General features: G+C 62.9%; 29 protein-coding genes and 1 pseudogene. 11 read left to right on the top strand and 19 right to left on the bottom strand.

The features are described 5' to 3' along the window. Positions 1 to 58 precede the first annotated feature (58 nt). On the bottom strand, positions 59 to 1,006 hold the full coding sequence (locus ABID19_RS10135; protein ID WP_352927570.1) for a CHAD domain-containing protein: 948 nt from the start codon (positions 1,004 to 1,006) through the stop codon (positions 59 to 61). Further along, positions 1,003 to 1,476, bottom strand: a complete 474-nt coding sequence (locus ABID19_RS10130; RefSeq protein WP_354490133.1) for a CYTH domain-containing protein — start codon at positions 1,474 to 1,476, stop codon at positions 1,003 to 1,005. The genes ABID19_RS10135 and ABID19_RS10130 overlap by 4 nt, the downstream gene beginning before the upstream one ends. Positions 1,477 to 1,567: 91 nt before the next feature. On the opposite strand from ABID19_RS10130, the gene ABID19_RS10125 reads away from it, so the two are divergent. The 4 genes from ABID19_RS10125 to ABID19_RS10110 are packed head-to-tail and all read left to right on the top strand — an operon-like array spanning position 1,568 to position 5,275. Next, on the top strand, positions 1,568 to 2,263 hold the full coding sequence (locus tag ABID19_RS10125; protein WP_354490131.1) for a CerR family C-terminal domain-containing protein: 696 nt from the start codon (positions 1,568 to 1,570) through the stop codon (positions 2,261 to 2,263). Beyond that, on the top strand, positions 2,260 to 3,213 hold the full coding sequence (locus ABID19_RS10120) for an HlyD family secretion protein (RefSeq protein WP_354490129.1): 954 nt from the start codon (positions 2,260 to 2,262) through the stop codon (positions 3,211 to 3,213). The genes ABID19_RS10125 and ABID19_RS10120 overlap by 4 nt, the downstream gene beginning before the upstream one ends. Continuing rightward, the gene (locus ABID19_RS10115) at positions 3,210 to 4,130 is read left to right on the top strand and encodes an ABC transporter ATP-binding protein (RefSeq protein ID WP_354490127.1); all 921 of its coding nucleotides are present in this window, start codon (positions 3,210 to 3,212) and stop codon (positions 4,128 to 4,130) included. Before ABID19_RS10120 ends, ABID19_RS10115 begins: the two co-directional genes overlap by 4 nt. An 8-nt stretch (positions 4,131 to 4,138) precedes the next feature. Next, a complete protein-coding gene (locus ABID19_RS10110) occupies positions 4,139 to 5,275 on the top strand; it encodes an ABC transporter permease (RefSeq protein ID WP_354490659.1) in 1,137 nt (378 codons plus the stop codon). Between the two features lie 186 nt (positions 5,276 to 5,461). On the opposite strand, the gene ABID19_RS10105 is transcribed toward ABID19_RS10110, so the two are convergent. The 3 genes from ABID19_RS10105 to ABID19_RS10095 form a co-directional block, all read right to left on the bottom strand. Further along, on the bottom strand, positions 5,462 to 6,115 hold the full coding sequence (locus ABID19_RS10105; protein WP_354490125.1) for a glutathione S-transferase family protein: 654 nt from the start codon (positions 6,113 to 6,115) through the stop codon (positions 5,462 to 5,464). An 82-nt stretch (positions 6,116 to 6,197) separates the two neighbouring features. Continuing rightward, positions 6,198 to 7,181, bottom strand: a complete 984-nt coding sequence (locus tag ABID19_RS10100) for a threonine/serine dehydratase (protein WP_354490123.1) — start codon at positions 7,179 to 7,181, stop codon at positions 6,198 to 6,200. A gap of 212 nt (positions 7,182 to 7,393) precedes the next feature. Beyond that, positions 7,394 to 7,717: a hypothetical protein gene (locus tag ABID19_RS10095; protein WP_354490121.1), complete on the bottom strand. Its 324-nt coding sequence runs from the start codon at positions 7,715 to 7,717 to the stop codon at positions 7,394 to 7,396. A gap of 193 nt (positions 7,718 to 7,910) precedes the next feature. Between ABID19_RS10095 and mbfA the strand changes: the two genes are divergently transcribed. Further along, positions 7,911 to 8,894 (top strand): iron exporter MbfA, encoded by a 984-nt coding sequence (gene mbfA / locus ABID19_RS10090; RefSeq protein WP_354490119.1) that lies wholly within the window; start codon positions 7,911 to 7,913, stop codon positions 8,892 to 8,894. A 6-nt stretch (positions 8,895 to 8,900) separates the two neighbouring features. On the opposite strand, the gene ABID19_RS10085 is transcribed toward mbfA, so the two are convergent. The 3 genes from ABID19_RS10085 to ABID19_RS10075 form a co-directional block, all read right to left on the bottom strand. After that, a complete protein-coding gene (locus tag ABID19_RS10085) occupies positions 8,901 to 9,245 on the bottom strand; it encodes an antibiotic biosynthesis monooxygenase family protein (protein WP_354490117.1) in 345 nt (114 codons plus the stop codon). Then, positions 9,242 to 9,574, bottom strand: a complete 333-nt coding sequence (locus ABID19_RS10080; protein ID WP_354490115.1) for an NIPSNAP family protein — start codon at positions 9,572 to 9,574, stop codon at positions 9,242 to 9,244. The genes ABID19_RS10085 and ABID19_RS10080 overlap by 4 nt, the downstream gene beginning before the upstream one ends. A gap of 96 nt (positions 9,575 to 9,670) precedes the next feature. Then, positions 9,671 to 9,898, bottom strand: a complete 228-nt coding sequence (locus ABID19_RS10075) for a DUF1127 domain-containing protein (RefSeq protein WP_354490113.1) — start codon at positions 9,896 to 9,898, stop codon at positions 9,671 to 9,673. Between the two features lie 68 nt (positions 9,899 to 9,966). Here ABID19_RS10075 and ABID19_RS10070 point away from each other — a divergent pair, with 68 nt between their 5' ends. Beyond that, on the top strand, positions 9,967 to 10,641 hold the full coding sequence (locus ABID19_RS10070; protein WP_354490111.1) for an ArsR/SmtB family transcription factor: 675 nt from the start codon (positions 9,967 to 9,969) through the stop codon (positions 10,639 to 10,641). Positions 10,642 to 10,649: 8 nt separating this feature from the next. On the opposite strand, the pseudogene ligD reads toward ABID19_RS10070, so the two are convergent. Both ligD and ABID19_RS10060 read right to left on the bottom strand, forming a co-directional pair. Beyond that, positions 10,650 to 11,693: pseudogene (gene ligD / locus ABID19_RS10065) on the bottom strand (DNA ligase D); the annotation flags it as partial. A 53-nt stretch (positions 11,694 to 11,746) separates the two neighbouring features. Beyond that, positions 11,747 to 12,253 (bottom strand): YciE/YciF ferroxidase family protein, encoded by a 507-nt coding sequence (locus tag ABID19_RS10060; protein ID WP_027154740.1) that lies wholly within the window; start codon positions 12,251 to 12,253, stop codon positions 11,747 to 11,749. A gap of 403 nt (positions 12,254 to 12,656) precedes the next feature. Between ABID19_RS10060 and ABID19_RS10055 the strand changes: the two genes are divergently transcribed. Together ABID19_RS10055 and ABID19_RS10050 are read left to right on the top strand one after the other, a co-directional pair. Continuing rightward, positions 12,657 to 12,803 carry a hypothetical protein gene (locus tag ABID19_RS10055; protein WP_023801394.1) on the top strand — a complete coding sequence of 49 codons (147 nt, stop codon included), beginning with the start codon at positions 12,657 to 12,659 and terminating at the stop codon, positions 12,801 to 12,803. 269 nt (positions 12,804 to 13,072) lie between these two features. Beyond that, positions 13,073 to 13,459: a thiol-disulfide oxidoreductase DCC family protein gene (locus tag ABID19_RS10050; RefSeq protein ID WP_354490108.1), complete on the top strand. Its 387-nt coding sequence runs from the start codon at positions 13,073 to 13,075 to the stop codon at positions 13,457 to 13,459. A gap of 77 nt (positions 13,460 to 13,536) precedes the next feature. Here the strand turns inward: ABID19_RS10050 and ABID19_RS10045 are convergent, their stop codons facing one another. Further along, positions 13,537 to 13,989 carry an Lrp/AsnC family transcriptional regulator gene (locus tag ABID19_RS10045; RefSeq protein WP_354490106.1) on the bottom strand — a complete coding sequence of 151 codons (453 nt, stop codon included), beginning with the start codon at positions 13,987 to 13,989 and terminating at the stop codon, positions 13,537 to 13,539. A gap of 116 nt (positions 13,990 to 14,105) precedes the next feature. On the opposite strand from ABID19_RS10045, the gene ABID19_RS10040 reads away from it, so the two are divergent. After that, on the top strand, positions 14,106 to 15,098 hold the full coding sequence (locus tag ABID19_RS10040; RefSeq protein WP_354490104.1) for a nucleoside recognition domain-containing protein: 993 nt from the start codon (positions 14,106 to 14,108) through the stop codon (positions 15,096 to 15,098). A gap of 46 nt (positions 15,099 to 15,144) precedes the next feature. Here ABID19_RS10040 and ABID19_RS10035 read toward each other — a convergent pair whose 3' ends face one another. The 3 genes from ABID19_RS10035 to ABID19_RS10025 form a co-directional block, all read right to left on the bottom strand. Beyond that, positions 15,145 to 15,522 (bottom strand): DUF1850 domain-containing protein, encoded by a 378-nt coding sequence (locus ABID19_RS10035; RefSeq protein ID WP_354490102.1) that lies wholly within the window; start codon positions 15,520 to 15,522, stop codon positions 15,145 to 15,147. Continuing rightward, positions 15,519 to 17,609 (bottom strand): TRAP transporter permease, encoded by a 2,091-nt coding sequence (locus ABID19_RS10030; protein ID WP_354490100.1) that lies wholly within the window; start codon positions 17,607 to 17,609, stop codon positions 15,519 to 15,521. The genes ABID19_RS10035 and ABID19_RS10030 overlap by 4 nt, the downstream gene beginning before the upstream one ends. Positions 17,610 to 17,796: 187 nt before the next feature. Further along, entirely contained in the window at positions 17,797 to 18,756 is a 960-nt protein-coding gene (locus tag ABID19_RS10025) for a TAXI family TRAP transporter solute-binding subunit (protein ID WP_354490098.1), read from the bottom strand. 254 nt (positions 18,757 to 19,010) lie between these two features. On the opposite strand from ABID19_RS10025, the gene ABID19_RS10020 reads away from it, so the two are divergent. Further along, on the top strand, positions 19,011 to 19,364 hold the full coding sequence (locus ABID19_RS10020; protein WP_354490096.1) for a YciI family protein: 354 nt from the start codon (positions 19,011 to 19,013) through the stop codon (positions 19,362 to 19,364). Beyond that, positions 19,364 to 20,620 (top strand): RNA polymerase sigma factor, encoded by a 1,257-nt coding sequence (locus ABID19_RS10015; protein ID WP_354490658.1) that lies wholly within the window; start codon positions 19,364 to 19,366, stop codon positions 20,618 to 20,620. The genes ABID19_RS10020 and ABID19_RS10015 overlap by 1 nt, the downstream gene beginning before the upstream one ends. A gap of 15 nt (positions 20,621 to 20,635) precedes the next feature. Here the strand turns inward: ABID19_RS10015 and ABID19_RS10010 are convergent, their stop codons facing one another. The 5 genes from ABID19_RS10010 to ABID19_RS09990 all read right to left on the bottom strand — a co-directional run bounded on the left by ABID19_RS10010 (position 20,636) and on the right by ABID19_RS09990 (position 25,010). After that, on the bottom strand, positions 20,636 to 21,262 hold the full coding sequence (locus tag ABID19_RS10010) for a glutathione S-transferase family protein (protein ID WP_354490094.1): 627 nt from the start codon (positions 21,260 to 21,262) through the stop codon (positions 20,636 to 20,638). Positions 21,263 to 21,429: 167 nt separating this feature from the next. Beyond that, complete coding sequence (gene cysK, locus ABID19_RS10005) at positions 21,430 to 22,410, bottom strand: cysteine synthase A (RefSeq protein ID WP_354490092.1); 981 nt, start codon at positions 22,408 to 22,410, stop codon at positions 21,430 to 21,432. Positions 22,411 to 22,597: 187 nt separating this feature from the next. Next, a complete protein-coding gene (locus ABID19_RS10000; protein ID WP_354490090.1) occupies positions 22,598 to 23,215 on the bottom strand; it encodes a LysE family translocator in 618 nt (205 codons plus the stop codon). 135 nt (positions 23,216 to 23,350) lie between these two features. Then, the gene (locus ABID19_RS09995) at positions 23,351 to 24,706 is read right to left on the bottom strand and encodes a PQQ-dependent sugar dehydrogenase (protein ID WP_354490088.1); all 1,356 of its coding nucleotides are present in this window, start codon (positions 24,704 to 24,706) and stop codon (positions 23,351 to 23,353) included. Positions 24,707 to 24,812: 106 nt separating this feature from the next. Continuing rightward, on the bottom strand, positions 24,813 to 25,010 hold the full coding sequence (locus ABID19_RS09990; RefSeq protein ID WP_029347942.1) for a hypothetical protein: 198 nt from the start codon (positions 25,008 to 25,010) through the stop codon (positions 24,813 to 24,815). Positions 25,011 to 25,077: the final 67 nt, after the last annotated feature.

Raw genomic sequence — 25,077 nt, 5'->3', positions numbered from 1 at the left:
AGACGGCGATTATCACAGGCCGGCGGCCTAGACCATGATCCCGAACTGAAGGACTGCATCAGCCGGCGGCGCCGGGCGCGCTGGCGTCTTCGCGCGGCGCGGCCGCCAGATCGTCGCGCGCCTTGCGTGCGAGTTTCCTTGTCGAGCGCCTGGGACTATCGCCGAACAGATCGGCCGCCGCGGCGAGGCAGGTCTTTTTCAGGCTTTTCTCCGAGCGCTTCAACAGTTTGCCCAGGAGCCGGGTCTCTTGAGGAGAGCCGAGCGGCCGGTCGTCGGCATCGAGAAGTTCGCGCAGGACAAACAAATCATGCAGCTCGCCCAGTCTTTCGCCCAATTCGTCGACTGCTTTACGCCGGGCCTTGATCGGCGTCGGCCACAGCCTTCCGAGCAGCGACAGATGCATACCGTGGGTCTTTGCCGCCTTGCGCAGATCATGGAAATCGTCGGCCTCACCGCGGGAGCCCGCCTTGTCCAGCGCCTTTCTGGCGCGACGCAGCGTGGTGCGGGCGCCTTCGGCAAGCACATCGGCGGCCTGTTCAGGCCGGTCGGGCAAGGCCAGCATATCGATCCGGTTGATTCCCTCCTCGCAAGCGGCAATCGCGGCAGCTACCGCAGCGTCGAGGCCGACACCGCCATGCAATTCGTTCTGGCGCGCGACGAGCGTCTCGCGCACGGCATCGAGGCCGCCGCCGGCGCTCTGCTCGGGAAAGCTTGCCGCCAACCGGTCGATGGTTTCAACCAGCGCGGTCGCCTCGCGCGGACCGGCGAGCAGGGCCGCCACCTGTCTGTAGCATTGGTTCTCGGTCACGCAAAATGTTTCGTCTCCGGAACGGACCAAGCGTAGCAAGGCGCGTGCATTCTTCAGCCGCTTGCGGCATTTGTGCAGCGCCTGCTCCGGCCGGTCATGCGCCGCGTCCAAATGGATGAGCGCCTTGCCGATCTCCTCGGCGAGAATGCGCCTGACCTCATCGGTCAGCGGCAGGCGCGGGTCGATGCGATAGCTCATGCGGCGATCTCCGGAATCCCCCCGAGGGCGAGCGACGCGTTATAGAACCTCTGCTCGCCGGTGACTTCGCGGCCGAGCCAGTCTGGCAGCATTTCGTCCGGTACGTCCTCCGGCGTCTCGAGCTCGGCGACTACAAGACCGGTATGCATCCCGCCGAAGACATCGACTTCGTAGAGATGGCCGCGATGCCTAACATGGTGGCGTGTCTTCTCGATGACATGTCCGATGGCGAAGGCCAGCATCTCTTCCGCCTCCGCCAGAGGGATCGGATATTCGAATTCGTCGCGTTCGCGGGCCTTGCTGCCGAATTTGAGCGTCAGCTTTGCCGAGGCGCCGTCGCTGATGCGCACGCGCACCGAGCGGTCGGGTGCGGCGGCGAGGTAGAACTGGCGAATGCGGATATCCGCCTCGGCCAGGTCCCGCCACTCATTGCCGGAGACCAGGAACTTGCGCTCAATTTCCTTGACCATGGCTTCGCACTAAAGCGCGTGCGGCAGGAGAAGGCAAGGTCGAGATAGTCAAAGGTTGACTTTAATCATTCGATTGATTAAATAGCTGATCATGAGCAAATCAACGGACTCCAAAATTCCGCGACGCGAGGCATCTCCCGCCGACATGACGCGCGCGGCACTTGTCCGCGCGGCCCTGAAGCTGTTCGGACGCCAGGGTTTCGACGGCACGTCGACGCGCGAGATCGCGGCGGAGGCCAAGGCCAATATCGGCTCGATCGCCTATCATTTCGGCGGCAAGGAAGGGCTTCGCAATGCTGCGGCCGACTACATCGTCGACACCATCCAGACCATTGCCGGCCAGGCGATCGGCAATCTGCAAGCGCCCGCGGCGGCAATGACCGATCCCGAAGCAGCGCGGGCGCATCTATTCACCGCACTGGAGCGGATGGTGGCCTTCATCGCGGCAAGGCCGGAAGCGGGCGAGATCGTGCAGTTCGTCCTGCGTGAGCTGTCCCATCCAACCGCCGCGCTCGACCGTATCTATGACGGCGTGTTCGAACCCGCGCATCGCCGGCTCTGCCTGATCTGGGAACAGGCCACGGGCGAGCCGGCCGAGAGCGAAGCTACCCGTCTCACCGTGTTCACACTGATCGGCCAGGTCGTCTATTTCCGCATCGGCCGCGAGGCGGTGATGCGCCGCATGGGCTGGCGCGCGATCGGCGACGCCGAGGCCACCAAGATTGCGGCGGCGGTGACGGATAACCTTGGGGCCATATTGGCCGCCCGGAAGGATCGTAGGTCATGAGTTTTCTCTGTTCTCTGCCGCTCGCCGCCCTGCTTTTCAGCGCCTGCGCACCGGCGGCACCGCTCGCCGTCGGCTATGTCGAGGGCGACTATGTGCTGCTCGCGCCGATCGAGGTGGCGCAGGTCGAGACGATTTCGGTCAAGCGCGGCGACCGCGTCGCGCCGGGCACGCCGGTGGTGACGCTTGAGAGCGCCGACGCGAAAATCGCCGTCGCGCAAGCCGAGGCGGCGCTTGCCCAGGCCCAGGCGCAACTTGCCGACTTGCAGGTCGGTAAGCGACCGGAAGAGATTGAGGTGCTCAAGGCGCAGGTCGACATGGCCAGGGCGCAGGCCGCCGACGCCAAACGCAGATACACCCGCGCCAGCGATCTGTTCAAACGCGGCACCGGCACGCAGGCCGATTTCGACACCGCCTCGGCCACCCTGGAGACAGCCAACGCGCAGGTCGGCCAGGCGGAAGCCAATCTCGCTGTCGGCGGCCTACCGGCGCGGCCGGAGACGATCAAGGCCGCCGACAATCAGGTCAGGCAGGCGCAATCGGCGCTGGAGCAAGCGCGATGGCGGCTGTCGAAGCGCGTGCTGGCAGCGCCTTCGCCGGGGCGCGTCAACGATGTGATCCGCAATCCGGGTGACACGGCCGGCCCAACCGCGCCGGTCATTTCGGTGCTGCCGGACGGCGCGGTGAAGCTCAGCGTCTATGTGCCGGAAAGTGCGTTCTCGTCGATAAAGGTCGGAACGCTGCTTAACGTCCACTGCGACGGCTGCGGGCCGGACGTGAAGGCTCGCGTCAGCTACGTGTCGCCGGACCCGGAATTCACGCCACCAGTGATCTACTCGCTCGAGACCCGACAAAAGTTGGTCTACCTGGTCGAGGCGCGGCCCGAGAGCGACGCCAGCGCGCTGCAGCCGGGGCAGATCGTCGACGTTGATCTGGCGGATATCGGCAAATGAACGTCATCGACGTCCATGGCCTGGTCAAGCGCTTCGGCGACAAGACCGTCGTCGACCATGTAACGATGACGGTGGCAGAAGGAGAGATCGTCGGCTTCCTCGGCCCGAACGGCTCGGGCAAGACGACAACGATCCGCATCATGTGCGGCCTGCTGACGCCGGATGAGGGCGACGGCACGGTGCTCGGTTTCGACATCCGCACCGACAGTCTGAGTATCAAGCGCGAAGTCGGCTACATGACGCAGAAATTCTCGTTCTACGAGGATCTGACCATCGCCGAAAATCTCGAGTTCGTGGCGCGGCTCTACCAGTTGAAGCCACTCGACGAGCATGTCGGCAGAACGCTGGAGGAACTTGGCCTGACCTCGCGCAAGGACCAATTGGCCGGCACATTGTCCGGTGGCTGGAAGCAGCGGCTGGCGCTGGCCGCCTGCATCATGCACAAGCCCAGATTGCTGCTGCTCGACGAGCCGACGGCGGGCGTCGATCCGAAGGCCAGGCGCGAATTCTGGGACGAGATCCATCGGCTGGCGAGTGGCGGGCTGACCGTACTGGTCTCCACCCATTACATGGACGAGGCCGAGCGCTGCCACCGCATCAGCTACATCTCCTACGGCAAGATGCTGGCGTCAGGCACGGTCGAAGAGGTGGTCAGGAATGCTGGGCTGACGACCTTCGTCGTGCATGGCCCGCGGCTTGATCAGGTTGCTGCCGCACTCGGCGGCCGCTCCGGCGTCGACCAGGTGGCGCCCTTCGGCGCGACGCTGCATGTCGTCGGTTCCGACAAGAACGCGCTTCAGGCAGCCCTCGCTGACGTCGAGAAAGAGCACAAGGGCGTAACGGTGACGCCGGGCGAGACCAGCTTGGAGGATGTCTTCATCCAGTTCATGTCCGGCTCGAAGGACAATATGGGATGAAAAATGGGATAAACAGCGTCTTCTCCTTCGCCAGGCTCGGCGCGCTGCTGATCAAGGAATTCATCCAGATGCGGCGCGACCGCATCACCTTCGCCATGATGCTGGGCGTGCCGCTGATGCAGCTGGTGCTGTTCGGCTATGCCATCAACAACGATCCGAAGAGCCTGCCGGCGGCCTTGGTTACGATGAGCAGCGATCCTTACACGAGGGCCATGGTTTCGGCGCTGCAGACCACCGGCTACTACCGCTTCGACCATGTCGCGCAAAGTGCCGCCGAGGCGGAATTCCTGATGGCGCGTGGCGACGTCGCCTTCGTCGTCACCATCCCCGCCGATTTTGCCCGGAGGGTCGAGCGCGGCGACAGTCCGCAGATCCTGATCGAAGCGGACGCGACTGACCCGGCCGTCGCCAGCGGAGCCATCTCGACGCTGGGCACGGTCGCCAACCAGGCGCTGCTTCGGGCGCGCGGCATGCAGGAGACGGCAGCCGAGAACGCCAAGGGCCAGCTCGAAGTGGTGGTGCACCGGCGCTACAATCCGGAAGGCATCTCGCAATACAACATCGTGCCCGGCCTGCTCGGCGTCATCCTGCAGATGACGATGGTGATGATGACCTCGATCGCGCTGACGCGCGAGACCGAGCGCGGCACGATGGAGAACCTTCTGGCGATGCCGTCGAGCCCGCTTGAGATCATGCTGGGCAAGGTGCTGCCCTATCTGGTGGTCGGTGCCGTCCAAGTGGTGGTGGTGCTGGCGGCGGCCAAGCTTTTGTTTGGCGTTCCGTTCACCGGATCGATGTCGCTGCTGCTGACAGCGGTCCTGATCTTCGTGCTGGCGCTGGTGCTGCTCGGCTACACCATTTCGACGATGGCGCGCACGCAGATGCAGGCGCTGCAGCTTACCTTCTTCTTCTTCCTGCCGTCGATCCTGTTGTCCGGCTTCATGTTTCCTTATCGCGGCATGCCGGGCTGGGCCCAGATCTTCGGCGAGGTCCTGCCGCTGACGCATTTCTTGCGCATCATCCGCGCGGTTATGCTGAAAGGCGCCGACCTGCCGGCGATTGCAACAGAGATCGGCTGGCTGGTTGTGTTCGTGGCGCTGTTTGCCGGCGTGGCGCTGGTGCGGTTCCGTCGAACGCTGGATTAAAGCGCGTCGCGTTCGAGCGGAGTCATGCGACGCGCTTTAAGCTCTTGTTTTTATGCATGTCGTTATCGCAAAACCGCTGCGCACTTTTGCGCGACATGCATTAACTCACGCAAAATGGCCGAGATGAGCGGAGTGAGGAGCTCCAACGCGAACGCGCAACGGCCGCGGGATGCATGATCGTTCGGTTCATGCAGGCTTGGCCTGAGCCGGAACCGGCGGCAATTCAGGCGCATCCAGTCCTTTGAAGGGATCGCGCCAGGCGTCGATTTTTTCAAGCTGGCAATACCAGCGGCTGACAGACGGATAATCAGCGAGCGGCAAGCGGGCGACATCGTTGAAGGGCAGAAACGTCGCCATTCGAAAGTCGGCATAGGAAACCGAATTTTCGACCAGCCATTCTCGCTCGGCAAGCGCGGCCTCGAGTGTTGCCGCGGCCGTGCGGAAGTCTCTCAGCCCCTCCTCAACCCGGTCCTGATCGATCGGGCCGATCCCATACCGCTGTTTGGTTCCGCGTTCGAAATGCACGACGTCGCAAGCTCTTGCGAAATTCTCTTTGCCCCAACTGAGCCATCGGATCATCTCGGGCTCGTCGTCACCGGTGCGCCAGAAATCCGAATGCGCGTCGCGTGAAAGCCGGCAGGCTATGGCGTCGGCCTCCCAGAGACTTTTTCCCGAGCCCACAAGTATGGGCAATGAAAGATTGGGGTTTAGCGGGCGAAATCGCTCAGCCTGCCCTGGAGCGAAGGGGGAGGCGAATTCAAACTCGACCTTTGCGTTGAGATAACGTGCGACCGCGACCGCGAGGCGAGGGTTGGGATTGCGGCTGAAGAACAGTTTCATTCCATGTCAGCCTCTGAATGGGATCGGTTCGACTGGGCGCGCACGGGGCGCTTGAGACTTTGAATCGGCGCGTGATCCGGAACTAAGCTGCCGCCATGATCTCGGCATAGGTGCCGAAATCGACATTGCCGCCGGAGAGCACCACGACAACGCACTTGCCGGCAATGTCGATCCTGCCCGACGATAGCGCGGCCAGCCCGACGCAGCCGCCGGGCTCGACCACCAATTTGAGATGGGCCATGGCGTCGCGCATCGCCTGTGCCGCCGCTCTGTCGGGAACGGCAATGCCGCCGGCAAGATTCCTGCGGTTGATCTCGAAGGTGATCGCGCCGGGCTCGGTGGTGAGGAGCGCGTCGCAGATCGAAGTGTGGCCAGGTTCGATCGAAACCCGCGCACCTCTGGCCAGTGAACGACAGGTGTCGTCGAAATGCTCGGGTTCCACCGCCCAGACGGCCGTATCAGGCGAGGCATCCTTGACTGCAATGGAGATGCCGCTGCTCAAGCCGCCGCCGCCGCAGGGAATGACGACCGCGTCGAGGCTCACGCCGAGTGCTTTCGCCTGCGCCATCAGTTCGAGGCCGATCGTGCCTTGGCCGGCGATGATGGCCGGATCGTCGAATGGCGGGACCAGGACCATGCCCCTTTCCATGTAGGGGCGAACGACCGTCATGCGATCGTCGCGGAAGCGGTCGAACGGAACCACTTCCGCTCCCATTTTCCTGACATTGCCGACCTTCATTGCCGGGGCGTCAGTGGGCATGGCGATGACCGCCTTGACGCCGAACATCGCCGCCGACGCAGCGACGCCTTGCGCATGGTTGCCCGACGAGAAAGCGACGACGCCACGGCTGCGTTCTTCCTCGGTGAGTGAAGACAATTTGTTGTAGGCGCCGCGAAACTTGAACGAGCCGGTGCGCTGCAACGTCTCCGGCTTGAACAGGATCCTGGCGCCGAAGCGCTTGTTCAGCTCCGGCGATTCGATGAGCGTCGTTTCGACGATCAGGCCGGACAATCGCAATGCTGCGGCGCGGATATCGGCGATGCCGGGAGGCGTTGGTGCGGTCATGAAGCGGTCCCGTGGAAAGACATGTTGCCTTTCATGATGCCCAGAAAGGGAGGCGGCGCACCAATGAAAAAATGTGACCGTTACAAATTCCCGCTGGTAGGAAGAGGGCGGTGTGCCTGTCACCTACCGCCTCCCCGGCCCTCCGCTATGGCTCCGGGCGCTCGTCGCTTCAATCGATAAATCGTTGTCGATTGATCGGCTTCGCCGACCGATCATCCCAAAAGCGTTCGTTGCCGTTTGGCGCCGCCCATCTTGCGCCAGTTGTTGAAGCGATGGGTGGCGGCGGCGAATGAGATCTTCATCTGCTGGGCAACCGAATAGCGCGATTTGCCCTCGTCGAACAGGCGGTAGCAGCACTCGACGCCCTCCTCGGTCAGCTTGCCGTCGGGAGCCTTGTTGTGCGGATTGGCCGGATCGAATTTTTCGACCTGCTGCTCGACCAGGCCTTTCAGCCGCTGCAGGTCTGCCTCGATATTGGCGATGAGGTCTAGAACAGGTTTCGGGTCAAATGCATGGGTGGGCTGTTTTGCCGGCATCAACAGTTTCCTTTCTCTTGGCTTAGATTCAGCTATATAGGTGAACATTCGTCAATAATGAAGAGACGCCGATAATGAAGAAGCGCAGGAGGATTCCCGGAACCAATAATTTGAGCGTTCAGCAGCGAACGAGATTGACCAAGCGCGCGCTGGACCCTAGTTTAGAATAATTCTAAACTAGGGCGATTTTCTCATGCTTTCCCGCGTTTTCGGCTTTGGCCGCCGTCCTTTCGAATCGCTCTCGGAGCAGGAGATCCTCGCGCTCGCCATCTCTTCGGAGGAAGATGACGGGCGTATCTATCGCGCCTATGCCGACGGGCTGGTGGAGAGCTTTCCGCATTCGGCCAAGGTGTTCGAGGAAATGGCCGAGGAGGAGGACGGCCATCGCGACTCGCTGATAGAGCTTCACCGCGAGCGTTTCGGCGAGCGCATTCCGCTGATTCGGCGTGAGCATGTGAAGGGCTATTACGAGCGCAAGCCCGACTGGCTGGTCAGGCCGCTCGGCATCGAGCATGTGCGCCAACAGGCCGAGTCGATGGAGCGGCAGGCGTACCTGTTCTACGTCGAGGCATCCAAACGTACCAGCGATGCCTCGACGCGAAAGCTGCTCGACGACCTGGCGGTGGCCGAACAGGGCCACGAGACGCTGGCGCAGCGGCTGGAGAAAAAGCATGTGCCTGGCGCCGTGAAGGACGAGGAAGCAGCGGCCGAGCAGCGCCAGTTCATCCTGACCTATGTGCAGCCGGGACTGGCCGGGCTGATGGACGGGTCGGTGTCGACGCTGGCGCCGATCTTTGCCGCCGCCTTTGCCACGCACGACACGTTCCAGACCTTTCTGGTCGGGCTTGCCGCCTCGATCGGCGCCGGCATCTCGATGGGCTTCACCGAGGTCGCCTCCGACGATGGCAAACTATCGGGCCGCGGTTCGCCGGTGAAACGCGGATTGACCGTCGGCATCATGACCATGCTGGGTGGCCTCGGCCATGCGCTGCCCTACCTCATCCCGTTTTTCTGGACAGCGACGATCGTCGCTGCAGTCGTGGTGTTCTTCGAATTGTGGGCGATCGCCTTCGTGCAGAACCGCTACATGCAGACGCCGTTCTGGCGCGCCGCCTTCCAGGTGGTGCTGGGCGGCGCGCTGGTGTTTGCGGCGGGGGTGCTGATCGGGAATGCTTAGAAAGCCCTACCCATGCAGCGCCCGGCTATCCTCAGGCGCCTCGGCTCGCTCGGTCAGGCCATAGTCGCGCACGACATCGGCGATGCGCAGACGATAGTCGGCAAAGATGCCGCCACGGCCGGCCTTCTGAGCCCGCCTATGTTCCTCCGTGTTGCGCCAGGCCTTCACCGCCTCCTCGTCGCGCCAGAACGACAGTGACAGGATGCGGTTCGGGTCGGTGAGGCTCTGAAAGCGCTCGATCGACAGAAAACCGTCTATGCCGTCGAGCAACGGGCGCAGGTCGGCGGCGATGGCCAGATAGGCATCGCGCTTGCCCGCTGCCGGCTGGACCTCGAAGATGACGGCTATCATAGTTTCACCAGGGAGGCATGCGGCCCGGAGGCGAGTTTCAGAAAAGTCCGGTCCTCTTTAAGAATGAATTTTTCACGTCGCGCGAATTCGTAATTCGCCTTGCCGGCCGGATCGGCGGCGAGCCTGGCACGGTAGGCTTCGTAAGCGGCCAGGTTGTCGATGTTGTAGGCGGCGTAGGCGGTAGTGGCCGAGCCTTCATGCGGCGCGAAATAGCCGATCAGATCGGCGCCGCAGCGCGGAATCGCCTGGCCCCAGTTGCGGGCATACTCCTCGAACGCCGCCTTGCCGAACGGGTCGATCTCGTAGCGGATAAAGCAGGTGATGGTCATCTTTTGTCTCCTTGCTGAATCTGGTTTGTTGCGGCGACAGTTCGAGCGGGGTCGAAACGTTCGGCGGCTCGACGTGCTAGGCAAGTTCTCCACTGGTCACGCTTGCCAGAAGGATTTTGCGCATTCGCGGCGAACGTCTTCCGGCGTCAGCCCAAGGTCGCGCAAAAGATGCTCGTCAATCTCGGCGAGGTCGAGGCGTTGTAGATGGCGGTCATACCACCGCGCCAACAGCCGCAGGCGCAGCCGGCGTAAGGTCACGAAGGGGAACGGCCGGCGGCCGAACCGGCCAGCGGATACGGCGTCGGGAACGGTTCTTGCAGTCATCGTCGTCTCCTTGATCTCATTGGAGGATAGTGGTTACTTGACGACAACGCTTCGATGAGGAACGAACTATGCGTGAAGGACCAGATATAGCCCGCATCGCCAGCCTGGTCGGCGATCCGGCGCGGGCAAACATGCTGACCGCGCTGATGGGCGGCACGGCATTGACGGCGAGCGAACTGGCGCTCGAGGCCGGCGTCTCGCTGCCGACCGCCAGCTCGCATCTGTCGAAACTGATGGAAGGCGGTCTGCTGACACTGGCAAGCCAAGGACGGCATCGCTATTACGGCCTCGCCGGTCCGCAGGTGGCAGGCATGATCGAGGCGATCACCGGCGTCGCCGCTGCGGTCGGGCCGCAGCGGGTGCGGCCGGGTCCGCGTGACGCGGCGATGCGCGTGGCGCGGGTCTGCTACGACCACCTCGCCGGCGAACAGGCGGTGGCGATGCTGGATCGTCTTGTCGCTCGGCAAGTGCTGCTGCGCGACGACAATGAGATCAGGCTTGCGCCATCAGCCGCCTCGTATTTTGCCGCGATTGGCATCGGCGTCGAGAGCAAGGCGCGGCGGCCGGTGTGCCGGGCCTGCCTCGACTGGAGCGTGCGGCGTTCGCATCTTGCCGGCACACTGGGTGCGGCCATTCTCGACAAGATCCTTCTGGAAAAATGGGCGCGGCGCGAGAAAGACAGCCGCGCGGTGGTGTTTTCGCCGACGGGCAAGCAGGCGTTCGAGAAGGTGTTCCTCGGTTGAAAAACTGATCAGTCGCGCTTGAGCGGCTTACCCTGCCTGAAAAAATCCGCCCACGGATCGGCTTTCGCCAGCTGCTTCAGCGTCGTCTTGTCGCCGATCGGGAAAGCGTTCGGCGCCAGTCCGGCCTCGATCTCCGCCCAGGTCGCCGGCATCGATACCGTGGCGCCCTTCTTGGCCCGCGACGAATAGGGCGCCACCGTGGTCGAGCCACGGCCATTGCGCAGATAGTCGACGAAGACCTTGCCGGTGCGCGCCTTCTTCGACAGCGTCGCCGTGTAACGCTCGGGTGCCGCCTGCTCGAGGGCGAGGGCGAAATCATGGGCGAAGCCCTTCACCTCATCCCAATCGGCCGATGGTTTCAGCGGCACGACGACATGATAACCCTTGCCGCCCGATGTCTTGACGAAATTCGGCAAGGACAGCTCATCGAGCCGGCCGCGAATTTCGAGCGCCGCCGCGCGCACCGCTTTCACGTCGACGCCTTCATCGGGGTCGAGATCGAAGATGATCTGGTCCGGCTTGTCCAGTTCGTCGATGGTGCAGCCCCAGATATGGATCTCGACCACGCCGAGCTGGACCAAGGCAGCGACACCGTCGAAATCGCGGATGAACAAGATCTCCTCGCCGTCGGTCGGATCCTTCATTCTGGCGATCTTGTCATGCATGCCGGCCGAGGCATGTTTCTGAAAGAAGCGTTGGCCGTCGACGCCGTCCGGCGCGCGCACCAGGCTGAGCGGCCGATTGACGACGAATTGTTGCATGCGCGGCCAGACCAAAGCGTAATGATCGAGCAGGCCCTGCTTCGATACCTTCTCCTGCGGCCACAGAAGCTTGTCGGGATGAGAAAGCTTTACGACGGTGTTTGCCGCCCCGGCGGATTTGACCTTGGTCTCGCCCTTGCTACCGGCAGGCTTTGCCTTGGTGTCAGCCTTCGGCTTTTCCTGCACGACTTCCTCCGCCCGTTCGTCCTCGCGCAATCCCTGGAGCGAGGCGTGGCGTATTATACGACCGGACGTCCAGCTACGGAACTCCACTTCGCCGACAAAGTCTGGCCCCGCGAAAGCGAGGCACGCCGGATTGCCCGGCGTTGCCTCGATCGAGAGCGTTATTCGGCGGCCTGAAGGTTGACCTTGGCTTCCGCAATCTCGGTAAGCTTGCGGTCGGTCGCCTGCTCTTCCTTGATGTTGTTGGCCAGGACATTGGCGCAGTCGGTGCGGCCAAGCTGCTTGGCCCAGGCGATCAGCGTGCCGTAACGGGTTATCTCATAGTGCTCGACCGCTTGCGCCGATGCGATAAGGGCGGCGTCCAGTACGTCCTTGTCGTCGATGTCGCCGCTGACTTCATCGGCTTCCTCGAGAATACCGTCGATGGCCGGACAGTTGACCGTCTTGGCCTTCACGCCATGCAGTTCGAACACCTTCTCGACCCGCTCGATATGGCCTTTGGTCTGGCCTAGGTGCTTCTCCAGGCCGGCTTTCAATTGCGGATCGGTTGCCTTGTCGATCATCTTCGGCAGCGACTTCTCGATCTGCTTTTCGGCGTAGTAGATGTCGCGCAGCGTGTGGACGAAGAGGTCGTCCAGCGTCTTGATGTCTTTCGAAAAGAAACCCATGGCTTTGCCTTTCCATTGTTCTTGCTGTTGGGATGTGGCGGCGGTCCCGCTCGGAAAGCCGCAGCCTGCCGGGCCGGCTTGGCCCGGCTACTGGCGTCAACGTGCTGATATAGGAGGGGTTCCTGACTTTCTCTGGCAAGCACGGAAATTCCGCGCTGCCGGCCAAGGTTGAAACAGAAGCGCGCCGCAGCGACATCCAAACGAAACATATGTGATGCAAAAGTCACATCGACCGAAATGTCGACGAACTGCATGGAAAGACCCCGAATCAGCCGCATTGCGGCCACGAACCAAGGCATTTTCGACCAGATATTAACATCGTGTTCACCGACTATTCACGCCTCGACGCTATGATCTCCGCAATTCGGAAGGGACATCCGAAATCGGGACAGGGACAGGTAAAATGAACTTCTTGACGCACCTCATCGGCTACGCTGCTGCCATCCGCGAATTCGTCGCGCCGACCTATCGGCCGGAGCGCTATTACATGCGCGGCCCAGGGCCTGCTTGCGCACGCCGCGGCCACACGCTCGGCATCAGCGCGCACTGATGACGACCATGGAAAGCCGTCATGACAGCCGGATCTGCAGGCCGGCCGCCGATCACCGTGCGACCACCTATCGTGCGGAGCGCCCTGCGCTCGCCGACAGGCGGCGTGCGACAATGCCAACGTCCTGAGATTCTCGGCTCTGTGATTCTGGGGCTTTGATCTCGCCGCCGGCAAGCTTATGTGTCTTTTGACACCAAGCAGCCGGGACTCGCGCGATCACCCAGCCAGACCATCCTCCTGAAAAGCCAGCCTTCGATGCAAGCCATCCGTTGATCGTGTTCGACGGCGTCTGCGTGCTGTGCTCCGGCTTCGTGCGCATGGTGGTCAGGCTCGACCGCAAAAGCCGCTTCCGCTTCGCCACGGCACAGTCGCCGCTCGGCGACGCGCTGTTTCGAAAATACGGGCTGCGGACAGACAGCTACGAGACGAATCTGGCCCTCATCGACGGTGCCGCCTTCACCCGCCTGGACAGTTTCGTTGCCGTGATGGCCGAACTAGGCTGGCCATGGCGGGCGGCGAGATTTTTGCTCCTGCTGCCGCGCCCGCTCCGCGACTGGCTTTATGATCGCATCGCAAAGAACCGTTACGCGCTGTTCGGCAGGAAAGAGAGTTGCGAGATTCCTTCCGCTGAACTGAAAGGGCGGCTGATTGGCTAGCAGACAACGCTCAGTTTTCGCCTTTCAGTCAACCAGATCGGCCGTTGGGGCGCTTCGGATGAAGGTTCTCCGCAAATCTAGAGCGGGATAGCGGTCGTCTCCTTGGCGGTCCGAATCACAAACATTGTGTAATACCGCGCGACATTGGTCCGATCCCGGAACAGCCGCTCGCACAGAGCATCAAACTCTTCCATATCCGTCAGGCGCAGCATAAGGACAGCGTCGGTCGAGCCGCTCACGCTGTAGGCTTGGATCACCGCTGGTTCCATGGCGGCAAGCTCTAGGAAGCGGCGCATGTGTTGCTCGCCGTGGCGCTCCAGCTCGACCGTGACGATAGCCTTCATCCCCCTGCCGGCCTTGGCTGGGTTAAGAAGCGCGACAACGCGATCGATGACACCGGCTGACTTAAGCCGCCGTATGCGGCGCAAGCAGCTGGAGGGCGAAAGCCCGACCGCCGCCGCCAGGTCGGCATTGGTTCGCGAAGCGTCTTCTTGCAAGAGCTTAAGAAGCTTCCTGTCGATCCGGTCCATTCGGGCCCTCCGTTGTCGTCTACCGCTGCAATTTTATTGCACAAGACCGCTAATTTTGACCACAAATGCGAACCGTCTAACGGTAGTCATTTGGCGTCAATAACGGAGACGTCGCCATGGCAGTGTATGCCCTCTACCGAAAGACGCTGGGAACGCTTGAAATCTATTGGGAATTGGTTCGCGTCATCGTTCCGGTCACGATAGTCACACAGATCCTGCAGGATCTTGGTGTTATCCGGGCGATCTCTCCATTCTTCGCCCCTCTCATGACGCTGGTTGGTCTACCGCCCGAGCTCGCCCTTGCCTGGCTGACAGGACTGCTGGTGGGAATTTGGGGCGCGGTGGTGACCGTGTTCACGCTGGCGCCGGTTTCGACGCTGAGCACTGCCGACATGACCGTCTTTTCAACCCTTTTGCTATTTGCGCATGCCATCCCGATTGAACAACGCATCATTCAGAAGGTTGGGCCAAGCTTCGTGGTCACTGCGGCGCTTCGTATTGGCGGCGGACTGATCCTTGCCATGCTCCTGCACCAGATATTCGTAACAACCGGATGGCTATCCGAGCCGCTGAAGCCGGCGTGGGTACCAATGAGCGAAGGCACTGATTGGAGCAGTTTTTTTCTGAGTATGCTCAAAACCCTGGCAGCCATGCTCGTCATTCTCCTCGCACTGAGCTGGCTGATCGAGCTGCTCAAGATGTCGGGCATCCTGGGTTGGCTGAACAAGGGGCTTGCGCCGCTCTTTCGCCTTGCCGGCATCCAGTCACAAGCGGTACCGTTCACTGCGGTCGGTCTGTTACTTGGAATTTCCTATGGCGCGGGACTTCTGATCCGCGAGGCGCGCACCGGCAGCGTAGAGCCGCGCCAGATATTCCTCGCTTGCGTGTTCATGGGCTTTGCCCACAGCCTCATAGAGGACACACTGGTTGTCGTAGCTCTGGGTGCAGACTTCACCTGCGTGTTCGTCGTTCGCCTGATCTTTGCCGTGCTCGCAACCGCTTTGATCGCCCGGGCAGTCAGTTCGGCTTCCGACATTACGTTTTTCAAAGCATTCTTCCACAAGGAAGAACATCGGCTTGCTCAGTCGGAATCCGGGTTTGGCGGTTAATAATGGAGCGTCTTCGGCCTGCCAATGTGGCTATACCCCGCGTCCGCTACCGCGGATGGCTGGAACCATTGCACGGCTCCAGCAAGATCGTGGCGCCTGCAGCCTTGCCCAGTTCGCGACAGCCCTGGACCGTGCATAGCGTCCAGCCTTCACGCGTCGCGCCAGAGGCTGCGAGCACGAGGCGCGGCTGAGGCCCGGTCCGGGGTGCATAGACCCACCAACCATTTCTCAGCACCGAGCCTTCCGGCGGCTCCATGCCGGCGCCCGAGCCCTTGATCCGTGCCTCGGCTATTTGCAAGCCGGAGGGCAGCACCTTCCAGTCCTCCTGCCAATGCGTCTTTTCCACCGAATGCGTCCAGGACAGCGTGAAAGCGGCGACAGTGAGCGTCACCGCCTTGCCGGCGGCTAGAATACAGAGGCTCATGCGGACCCGGCGGCCGACGCCTGCCGCGCACGCCAGCAGTGCCAGCCGATCCAGACGAGAGAGAGTACCCAGCCGGCTTCGTCGGTGAGCGGCAATGCGGCAACCAGCAGAGCGCCGGCAGCGAAGGCGACGAGACGTTCCCACCAGGCCATGCGCCGGGCGAGAAACCCGACAGCGGCCGCGCCCCACAGGACGATGCCCATGCAGGCCTTGGCGACGACATAGGCGACCTCGACGGGATAACCGAACTGGGCGGCGATCGGACCGGCGTCCTGCAACATCAATGCCGGGGTGTAAACCGCCATGAACGGCACGACGAAGCCGGCGATGGCAAGCTTAGTCGCCTGGATGCCGATCTTGAGGCCGCTCTCCTTGGCCATGGGCGCGGCGGCGAAGGCGGCCAGCGCCACGGGCGGTGTGAGGTCGGCCATGATGCCAAAATAGAAAACGAACATGTGGCTGACCACCAGCGGCACGTCGAGCGCCAACAGGGCCGGTCCGGCCAACGACGAGGTGATGATGTAATTGGGAATGGTCGGGATGCCCATGCCGAGTATCAGGCAGGTGAGCATGGTCAGCACTAGCGACAGGAACAGATTGTTCTCGCCGATGGAGATGATCCAGCCGATGAAGGTCGAGGCGATTCCGGTGAGCGTCAGCGTGCCGATGACGACGCCGACAATGGCACAGGCAATGCCGACCGGCAGCGCGTTCTTTGCGCCCTCGGCAAGCGAGTCTATGCATATCTGCAGCGTCTCGCGGCCGCCCTTGAAAGTGAAGCAGGCGATAATGAGCGCAGCGATAACAAGGCTCAGGATATTGACGCCGAACTTCATGAAAGAGGCGGCGGCAAGCCCCAGCGCCAGCCAGAAGACGATACGGAAGGCAAGCGGCCCGATCAGCGCCGCCAGCGGCGTGCCGAGGATGAGCACGATGGTCAGCGCCAGGCCCATGGTGCCGGCGAAGATCGGCGTATAGCCGGCAAACAGCAGATAGATGAGTGCGGCGAGCGGCAGCACCAGCGGCCAATGCCTTCTCACCGCGTCCCAGGGATTGGGCAGGTCCGCCTTGGCCATGCCGTGCAAGTCGGCCTTGCCGGCTTCCAGATGCACCTGCCAGAAACAGGCGCCGAAATAGAGCAGCGCCGGGATGATCGCCGCCTTGACCACCTCGGCATAGGGGATGTTCAGCGTCTCGGCCATGATGAAGGCGACCGCGCCCATCACCGGCGGCATGATCTGGCCGCCCATCGACGAGGTCGCCTCGACGGCGCCGGCGAAAGCCGGGCGGAAGCCGAAGCGCTTCATCAGCGGGATGGTGAACTGGCCACTGGCCACCACATTGGCGACGCCGGAGCCCGAAATGGTGCCCATCAGCGCCGAGGACAGAACACAGACCTGGGCCGGGCCTCCGCGCCACGAGCCAACCAGGCCCAGAGCGAAATCGTTGAACAGCGCGATCATGCCGGCGCGTTCGAGGAAGGCGGCGAAGACGACGAAGATGAAGATGTAGGCGGCCGAGACGTAGACCGGTGTGCCGTATATGCCTTCGGTGCCAAAGGCGAAGGTGTCGACGAGCTGGGCGAAGTCATAACCGCGATGGATGAAGGGCGGCGGCAGATGATTGCCGGCAAATGCGTAGGCGAGGAAGATCAAGGCGATCAGGGCAAGCGGCAGCCCCATCAGCCGCCGCGCCGCCTCGAAGACCAGCACGACCAGCACCGTGCCGACGATCAGGTCCGGCGTGGTGAGGAAGCCGGAGCGCCGGATGAGGTCGGTATAGAACACCCAATTGTAGAGGCCGGTGCCGAAGCCGAGCACGCCGAGCGCCCAGAACGCTGCTTTCGCCGGAACGCTTGTGGCGCGCAGATTGGCGATCAGGGCAAAGCCGAGCAGCAGCAAGAAACCGACATGCATGGCACGCACCACCTGGCTCGGCAGGCTGCCATAGGCGGCGATGTAGATCTGGAAGATGGAAAAGGCGATGGCGATGAGAAAGGCGGCCTTGCCAGCGAGCCCTTCGCCGAAGCCCGGCGGCAGTCCTTCGACCGGGGTTTCGGCGGTGGGGGAAGCTTCGGGATGGGTCATTGACGGGGCTCCTGGCGGGGCGCTCCCCTCCCCCTCGAGGGGAGGGTGCCGAGCGAAGCGAGGCGGATGGGGTCGCCTCAACTGCCTCGACCTTGACTGAGAAAGTTGGAGCGCGTCGCCGAGGACCCCACCCGTCCATCCGCCTTCGGCGGCTGTCCACCCTCCCCTCAAGGGGGAGGGGGACGGCTTACTTGATGAGCCCCTTCTCCTTGTAATACCGCTCGGCGCCTGGATGCAGCGGCACCGGCATGCCGTCGAGCGCCTTGGCCGGATCGATCGCCTTGGCTGCCGCGTGAGCCGCAGTGAGCTGGTCGAGATTTTCGAACAGCAGTTTGGTCATCCGATAGGCGGCCTCGTCGGAGACGTCGGCGCTGGTGATGAGGAAATTGCCGACGGCCGCGGTCGCGACGTCCTCGTCCTGACCCTCATAGGTGCCCTTGGGGATGATCACCGAAAGATAGGGCGAGCCGATCTTGGCGACATCCTGCGCCGGCACGGCAACGACGTTGATCGGCACCGACGTGGCGAGGTCGCGGATCGAGGCGACGCCGAGGCCGGCCGATTGTAGCGTGGCGTCGAGCTGGCGGTTCTTGATCAGCTCGACCGATTCGGCGAAGGGCAGATACTCTACCCGTCCGAGGTCTTCGTATTTCAGCCCGGCGGCGGCGAAGATGGCGCGGGCGTTGAGCTCGGTGCCGGAGGCCGGCGCGCCGACCGACAGGCTCTTGCCCTTGAGGTCGGCGAGCGTCTTGATGCCGGACTCCTTGCTGGCAACGATCTGGATGTAGTTGGGATAGATGGCGGCGATACCGCGTAACTTGTCGAGCTTGCCGGGGTAGCCGGCTTCGGTGTTGCCCTCGGCGGCCAGCTTGACGGAATCGCCGAGCGCGAAGGCGATCTCGCCCTTGCCCTGCTGCAACAAATTGAGGTTCTCGACCGAAGCTTTCGTCGCCTGCACCTGGGTGCGGGCGCCTTCGATGCCCTTGCCATAGATTTCAGACAGCGCGACGCCGAGCGGATAATAGACGCCCGAGGTGCCGCCGGTCAGCACGTTGATGAATTCCTGCGCCTTGGCCGACACCGCGCCAAGGCCAAGCGACAGCGCCAGCGCGCCGGCGGCAACAAACTTCGTCCTGAAATTGAGCATGTGATTTCCTCCCTGAAATATCTGCCGTACCGCCCTCTCCAGCACGAGCCGAAGAGAGTTTAGACAGCGGGCGGGAAATGCCAACCCGGTATTGTGCTGATTAGACGAACGGCTGAGTGATGCCGCAACGCATGGCCGCTTGCGCGACATGCGATCGGAGCCGAAAGATTTTCGCAGAGCCTGTCGAAATCGCGCGAGGCCGCGCGACATACGTTCGGCTCGCAACGATGCGGCCTTCGAAAATGGAGAAGACCATGCGGTACATGCTTTTGATCTACGTCAACGAAGCCGCGATGGCGGCAGCGCCGACCGACAAGACCTACGAAATCAGCGCGGCCTATGGCGCATATACCGAGGCGTTGAAGAAGTCCGGCGCCTGGCTCGCCGGCGACCGGCTGAAGCCGACCCAGGCCGCCACTTCGGTGCGCATGGCCAACGGCAAGACCAACGTGCTCGACGGCCCGTATGCCGACACCAAGGAGCAGCTCGCCGGCTTCTACATGATCGACGCTGAGGACGCCGATGCCGCGATCGCCTGGGCGGCGCGCTGCCCCGCTGCCAGCGCCGGCACGGTCGAGCTACGGCCAATCTGGGAACAGACCATGTGATGGAGAATGGCCTGGAGATCGCGCGGGCGGCCGCGGAAGCGGCCGCCCGGCAAAGCTACGGCAAGCTGGTCGCCTGGCTGGCCGCCCGCACGCGCGACGTCGCCGGCGCCGAGGACGCGCTGGCCGATGCCTTCGCGGCGGCTTTGGAGCGCTGGCCGCAGACCGGCGTGCCGAACCGGCCGGAAGCCTGGCTGCTGGCGGTGGCACGCCGGCGCCGGGTCGACGCGGTCAGACGACGGCTGACCGGGGAGGCCAGCCGCGACCATCTCAGGTTGATCGCCGAGGAGATGGAGGCACGCATGACCGACGACGACCTGCCCGACGAGCGGCTCAGGCTGATGTTTGCCTGTGCCCATCCGGCGATCGAGGCGAGCGTGCGCGCGCCGCTGATCCTGCAGACCATCCTCGGCTTCGATGCGGCAACGATCGCCTCGGCGTTCCTGGTGTCACCGGCAACGATGGGCCAGCGCCTGGTGCGTGCCAAAAGCCGCATCCGCGAAACCGGCATTCCGTTCCGGGTGCCTGAACGAGCCGAGCTCGGCGAGCGGCTGGATGCGGTGCTGGAAGCGATCTACGCCGCGTTTGCCGAAGGCTGGTCCGACCCTGCCGGCACCGAAACCCGTCGCCGCAATCTCGCGACCGAAGGCATCTGGCTCGGCCGGCTGATTGCGTCGCTGATGCCCGACGAGCCGGAAGCGCTCGGCCTGCTGGCGCTGATGCTGTTTGCCGAGGCACGGCGGGGAGCCAGGCGCAGTACCGAAGGCGATTTCGTGCCGCTTGCAGAGCAGGATTGCCAGCTGTGGGACCGCACCCTCATCAATGAGGCGGAGGCGCTGCTTTCCCACGCCGCCACCAAGGCGGTGATCGGCCGCTACCAGCTCGAAGCAGCGGTGCAGTCCGCCCATGCGGCACGACGGCTGACCGGCCGCACCGACTGGATGGCGATCCGCGAACTCTACGACGCGTTGCATTCGATCGCAGGCTCGCCGGTGGTGTCGATCAACCGCGCGGTGGCCATTTCCGAGACCGACGGCGCCGCGGCGGGATTGAGCACGCTTGATGAGCTTGGCGACGACAAACGGCTGCATGATTATCAGCCTTATTGGGCTGCCCGCGCGGGCCTACTGGCCAGGCTCGGCAAAACTCGGGAAGCGAGCGAGGCCTATGACCGGGCGATCGGCCTCGAACGCGACCCGGCTGTACGTAGGTTCCTGCAGGCACGACGGGCTGGGCTCGGCCGCGTGGAAAAAGCCTGAGACGTGGCGATCCGTTCAGGCAGGCCACATGGCGTGGGAGGCGTTCAGCTTCCTCATCACCGGATGCTCCCGCAACCCGGCCCACAGGCGTTCGATGTTCGGCAGGGTGGTACGGACTTTTTCGACCTCAGGATGCCAGGCCGCCAGCATGATGAGATAGATGTCGGCCAGCGAGAGCCGGTCGCCGACCAGCCAGTCACGGCGTTCGAGGGCAGCATCGAGAATGGCCAAGCCGCGATCCATTTCCGAGATCGCCGCCTGCTTGACGGCGTCCACCCCGTCTGGATCGGCCGTGTAGCGATGAGCATAGAAGAACCGCAGGTCAGCTTGATAGATGACCGACGACATGAACGTCATCCAGCGCAGGAAGTCGGCGCGATCAGGCGAGTTCGCTGCCGGCGCCAAGTTCGCTTCCGGGTGGCGCTCGGCAAGCAGGATGCAGATCGCCGCCGATTCGGTCATCGAGCTTCCGTCCGGCAAGACCAGGACCGGCACCTGGTTCAACGGGCTGATGTCGAGAAAGGCCTGGTCGGGCGAGGTCGACTTCGGAACGCCGATCTGGTCGAAAGGCACGCCCGCCAGTATCAGCGCCGCCTCGACGACAAAGCCGCCGGTGTTGGCACGGGTATAGAGTTTATACATGAATTCCTCCGCCAGCCGGTGCAAGGCCGGCGACGATCTGAACGGAAGCGCCGCTTTACTCAAGCGCGCGGCAGCCGCCACAGGTATTTTTTCAGCGGTCCAGCGAACTGCGATGTAAACCCTGGGCGTTATCGTTGGAAGCTGGCGCGAGACGAAGTGTCGAGGACCTAAGCCCCCAGCCCCTCGAACAAGATCGTCGACAGGTAACGTTCGGCGAAGGATGGAATAACGACCACGAGGTTCTTGCCCTTGTTCTCCGGCCGCGAGCCGACGACGATCGCCGCCTGCAGGGCGGCGCCCGAGGAGATGCCCACCGGCACGCCTTCGAGGCGGGCGACTAGCCGTGCATTGGCGACCGAATCCTCGTTGGAGACCTTGACGATCTCGTCATAGATCGTCGTGTCGAGGATCTTCGGCGCGAAGCCGGCGCCAATGCCCTGGATCTTGTGCGGGCCGGGCTGGCCGCCCGACAGCACCGGCGAGGCTTCCGGCTCGACGGCGACGACATGCACGGAGGGCTTGCGCTGCTTCAGCACCTGGCCAACGCCGGTGATGGTGCCGCCGGTGCCGATGCCAGCGACGAAGATGTCGACCTCGCCTTGGGTGTCGTTCCAGATTTCCTCGGCCGTGGTGCGGCGGTGGATTTCCGGATTGGCCGGATTCTCGAACTGCTGCGGAATGACGGCGTCGGGCAGCGTCGCGGCCAGCTCGTCGGCCTTGGCGATGGCGCCTTTCATGCCTTTCGGCCCTTCGGTCAGCACCAGTTCGGCGCCGAGCAGCGCCAGCATCTTCCTGCGTTCGACCGACATCGTTTCCGGCATGGTCAGGATCAGCTTGTAGCCCTTGGCGGCGGCGGCAAAGGCGAGCGCGATGCCGGTGTTGCCCGAGGTCGGCTCGATCAACGTGGTCCTGCCGGGCGCAATCCTGCCCGATGCCTCAAGCGCCTCGATCATCGAGACGCCGATGCGGTCCTTGACGGAGGCGATCGGGTTGAAGAATTCGAGCTTTGCCAGCAGATTGGCGACGACGCCCTTTTCATTGGCGAATTTGTCGAGCCGCACCAGCGGCGTGTCGCCGATCGTCTCGGTAATCGAATTGTAGATGCGGCCGCGGCCGGGCGCGTGCGCGGTGGTGGCGGGCTTGTTCATTGGTTTCGCTCCCAAGAGTTAGGCGGGCAAGAGTCAAACGGGCAAGAGTCAGTCAATTAAGTCTCGACCAGGCAGGATAAAGCCTTCGGCCGCGCAAGATAGTCTGCCGTTTGAAAATATCCGAGTGAGCCGCATGCCGAAAGCATCCTCTCCCCGGAAGAGCATTTCAGACGTGACCAAAAGTGGGCTATTGCCGGGCGGCGATGGCAGCGGCCGCTCCGACCATGAAGCCGGCGGCGGTGCGGTTCAGCACCCTCAGCGCGCGCGGCGACTTCAGCAACCCGCGCGCCTTGGCCGCCAGCGCCAGATAAGGCACCAGCACCACCAGCAGCACGACAACCGTCAGTGCGACGAGGATGGCGTAATCGGCCAGCGTGATGGTCTTCAGATCGACGATGGTCGGCGTGATGGCGAGATAGAAGATCATCGTCTTCGGATTGCCAAGCGTGACGGCAAGGCCGGCAATAAAGCTCGACACCAACCCGCCCCTGCCTTTCTTCGCCTCTACCGTTTCGGGCGTGATGCCGCTCGTCCAGAAGCGCCAGCCAAGGAAGGCGAGATAGGCGACGCCCAGCCATTTGATGGCCAGGAAGGCCACGCCGAAGGTCTGCGCGACGATGGCGAGGCCGAGCACCACGGCGGTCAGATAGGTGAGATCGCCGAGTATCAGCCCGAAAGACATGGCGAGCGCCGAGCGAAAGCCGGAACCAAGTGCACGCGCAATAAGCGCGGTGAGTCCAGGGCCAGGAATGGCGGCGGCGATGCCGAGGGCCGCGCTATAGGCAAGGAATCCGGTGAGAGTCATGATTTCGGCCCTAGCGCATAACCCGAAAACCGGAATCGATTTTAAGACGTGCCTTGTCGCACAAAGGCAGGCAGGCGTGAATTCCCTGAGAGACGGATTCGATTGCACCAGCGGACTGCCGGGCGACCTCGCCGATCAAGACGGGCTTTTGCCGTAAGTGACGCGCCAGATGGAACCGCTGCCGTCCTCGGTGACAATCAGTGCGCCGTCCTTGGCCACTGCGACACCGACCGGGCGGCCCCAAACCGCGTCGTCGGAGACGACGAAGCCGGTCATGAAATCCTCATACTCGCCGGTCGGCTTGCCGTCCTTGAACATGAGCCGCACCACCTTGTAGCCTGTCCTTGTGCCGCGGTTCCACGAACCATGCAGGGTCACGAAGGCGTCGCCCCGGTAGTCGGCCGGAAAGTTCTTTCCGTCGTAAAAGGCGATGTTGAGCGGCGCCGAATGCGCCTGCATCAGCACGTCGGGGATAGCGACCTTGCCGGCAAGGTCGGGGCGTTTGCCTCTGTGGCGCGGATCCTCATTGTCGCCGATGTAATACCAGGGCCAGCCGTAGAAGGCGCCGTCCTTTATTTCAGTCGCAAATTCGAACGGCACATTGTCGCCGAGCCCATCACGCTCGTTGACGACGCACCAGAGCGCACCTGTCGCCGGCTGCACGGTCATGCCGGAGCAGTTACGCAGGCCGGTGGCGACGATCCGCCTGTTTTTGCCGTCGGGGTCGAACGCCAGCACATCGGCGCGGCCTTCCTCCGAGCCCCAGATCGCTCCAAGCGGCTTTGCCTCAATCCACGCGTCGAGACCGCCATCCGGCTCAGCTTCGATCTTCTCGGCAGCATTCGAGCCGGAACCGATCGACAGATAGAGCGTCTTGCCGTCCGCAGCGAAGGCGATGTCGCGGGTCAAGTGACCGTTCGAGGGAATGCTGTCGACGATGGTTTCCGGCTCGCCGGCGGCCTTCAGGTCGCCGTCCTGATAGGGGAAACGAACGATGCTGTTGCTGTTGGCGATGTAGACCCATTGCGGCTTGTCACCTGGCGGATAGAAGGCAATGCCGTAGGGGCGAGTGAGTTTCGTGGCGTAGGTCGATTTCTCGGCCGGTTTTGCGCTGCCCTCGGCGAGACGGTAAACCCGTATCTGGCCGGCTTTGCTGTTGGCGACGAACAGATCGCCATTCGGCGCAACACGGACGGCGCGCGGATTGTAGATGCCGGAGGCGATCATCTCGGCCGAGAAGCCCGGTGGCAGCAGTGGCCTGGCACCTTCGGGTATTTCGGCCCTGCCGGCGCCGTTCCTTACGGATTGGCTGACATTGGGCGCCTGCAGATCGTCTGGCCGGATCAGGCGTCGCACGCCCGGCCTGTCACCTTTCCAGCCGCCGAACGCGGCTTCGCCTTTCAGCACCTGTTGATCCGCTTGCTGGGCGAAAGCTGCTGTCGCAAGAAACAAGGCGGCTGCAATGGCCGCAAAACCGCCAAATCGGATCAACCTCTCCTCCTAAACTTGGCTCCGATCCTGAGAAACCGGCTAGCTCGACGGTCGTTCCGGGTTGGGTGGTTCAGCACAAGCAAATCGACCGTTTGGCTTTTCCGGCTCAGTTTCCGGCCGCGTAGAAATCATCGTCGAGGCGTTTTTCCAACGCGACGAGATCGGCCGGCAGCGGCAGGCCCATGGCGCGCATTTCCCTCAGCTTTTCGCGCAGTTGCTCCTGCACTTCATGCTGATCCTCAGGCTGGTTGATCATTTGCTCGAGCAACAGGCTGATCTGGGCCTTGAATGATTCCAGCGCCATTTTTTCTCCTTGAGGTCCGGCCTAAGCGCATGCTGCGACGCGCCTGGGTTTTGTTTTATGCATGTCC

It is taken from the genome of Mesorhizobium robiniae (genome assembly GCF_040545535.1).
Lineage (GTDB): Bacteria > Pseudomonadota > Alphaproteobacteria > Rhizobiales > Rhizobiaceae > Mesorhizobium > Mesorhizobium robiniae.
This window is presented reverse-complemented; position numbering and strand designations above follow the sequence as displayed.

Coding starts and splice junctions, on each gene's coding strand:
- ABID19_RS10135 (WP_352927570.1), bottom strand. CDS start 1,006: ATGAGCTATCGCATCGACCCGCGCCTGCCGCTGACCGATGAGGTCAGG.
- ABID19_RS10130 (WP_354490133.1), bottom strand. CDS start 1,476: ATGGTCAAGGAAATTGAGCGCAAGTTCCTGGTCTCCGGCAATGAGTGG.
- ABID19_RS10125 (WP_354490131.1), top strand. CDS start 1,568: ATGAGCAAATCAACGGACTCCAAAATTCCGCGACGCGAGGCATCTCCC.
- ABID19_RS10120 (WP_354490129.1), top strand. CDS start 2,260: ATGAGTTTTCTCTGTTCTCTGCCGCTCGCCGCCCTGCTTTTCAGCGCC.
- ABID19_RS10115 (WP_354490127.1), top strand. CDS start 3,210: ATGAACGTCATCGACGTCCATGGCCTGGTCAAGCGCTTCGGCGACAAG.
- ABID19_RS10105 (WP_354490125.1), bottom strand. CDS start 6,115: ATGAAACTGTTCTTCAGCCGCAATCCCAACCCTCGCCTCGCGGTCGCG.
- ABID19_RS10100 (WP_354490123.1), bottom strand. CDS start 7,181: ATGACCGCACCAACGCCTCCCGGCATCGCCGATATCCGCGCCGCAGCA.
- ABID19_RS10095 (WP_354490121.1), bottom strand. CDS start 7,717: ATGCCGGCAAAACAGCCCACCCATGCATTTGACCCGAAACCTGTTCTA.
- mbfA (WP_354490119.1), top strand. CDS start 7,911: ATGCTTTCCCGCGTTTTCGGCTTTGGCCGCCGTCCTTTCGAATCGCTC.
- ABID19_RS10085 (WP_354490117.1), bottom strand. CDS start 9,245: ATGATAGCCGTCATCTTCGAGGTCCAGCCGGCAGCGGGCAAGCGCGAT.
- ABID19_RS10080 (WP_354490115.1), bottom strand. CDS start 9,574: ATGACCATCACCTGCTTTATCCGCTACGAGATCGACCCGTTCGGCAAG.
- ABID19_RS10075 (WP_354490113.1), bottom strand. CDS start 9,898: ATGACTGCAAGAACCGTTCCCGACGCCGTATCCGCTGGCCGGTTCGGC.
- ABID19_RS10070 (WP_354490111.1), top strand. CDS start 9,967: ATGCGTGAAGGACCAGATATAGCCCGCATCGCCAGCCTGGTCGGCGAT.
- ABID19_RS10060 (WP_027154740.1), bottom strand. CDS start 12,253: ATGGGTTTCTTTTCGAAAGACATCAAGACGCTGGACGACCTCTTCGTC.
- ABID19_RS10055 (WP_023801394.1), top strand. CDS start 12,657: ATGAACTTCTTGACGCACCTCATCGGCTACGCTGCTGCCATCCGCGAA.
- ABID19_RS10045 (WP_354490106.1), bottom strand. CDS start 13,989: ATGGACCGGATCGACAGGAAGCTTCTTAAGCTCTTGCAAGAAGACGCT.
- ABID19_RS10040 (WP_354490104.1), top strand. CDS start 14,106: ATGGCAGTGTATGCCCTCTACCGAAAGACGCTGGGAACGCTTGAAATC.
- ABID19_RS10035 (WP_354490102.1), bottom strand. CDS start 15,522: ATGAGCCTCTGTATTCTAGCCGCCGGCAAGGCGGTGACGCTCACTGTC.
- ABID19_RS10030 (WP_354490100.1), bottom strand. CDS start 17,609: ATGACCCATCCCGAAGCTTCCCCCACCGCCGAAACCCCGGTCGAAGGA.
- ABID19_RS10025 (WP_354490098.1), bottom strand. CDS start 18,756: ATGCTCAATTTCAGGACGAAGTTTGTTGCCGCCGGCGCGCTGGCGCTG.
- ABID19_RS10020 (WP_354490096.1), top strand. CDS start 19,011: ATGCGGTACATGCTTTTGATCTACGTCAACGAAGCCGCGATGGCGGCA.
- ABID19_RS10015 (WP_354490658.1), top strand. CDS start 19,364: ATGGAGAATGGCCTGGAGATCGCGCGGGCGGCCGCGGAAGCGGCCGCC.
- ABID19_RS10010 (WP_354490094.1), bottom strand. CDS start 21,262: ATGTATAAACTCTATACCCGTGCCAACACCGGCGGCTTTGTCGTCGAG.
- cysK (WP_354490092.1), bottom strand. CDS start 22,410: ATGAACAAGCCCGCCACCACCGCGCACGCGCCCGGCCGCGGCCGCATC.
- ABID19_RS10000 (WP_354490090.1), bottom strand. CDS start 23,215: ATGACTCTCACCGGATTCCTTGCCTATAGCGCGGCCCTCGGCATCGCC.
- ABID19_RS09990 (WP_029347942.1), bottom strand. CDS start 25,010: ATGGCGCTGGAATCATTCAAGGCCCAGATCAGCCTGTTGCTCGAGCAA.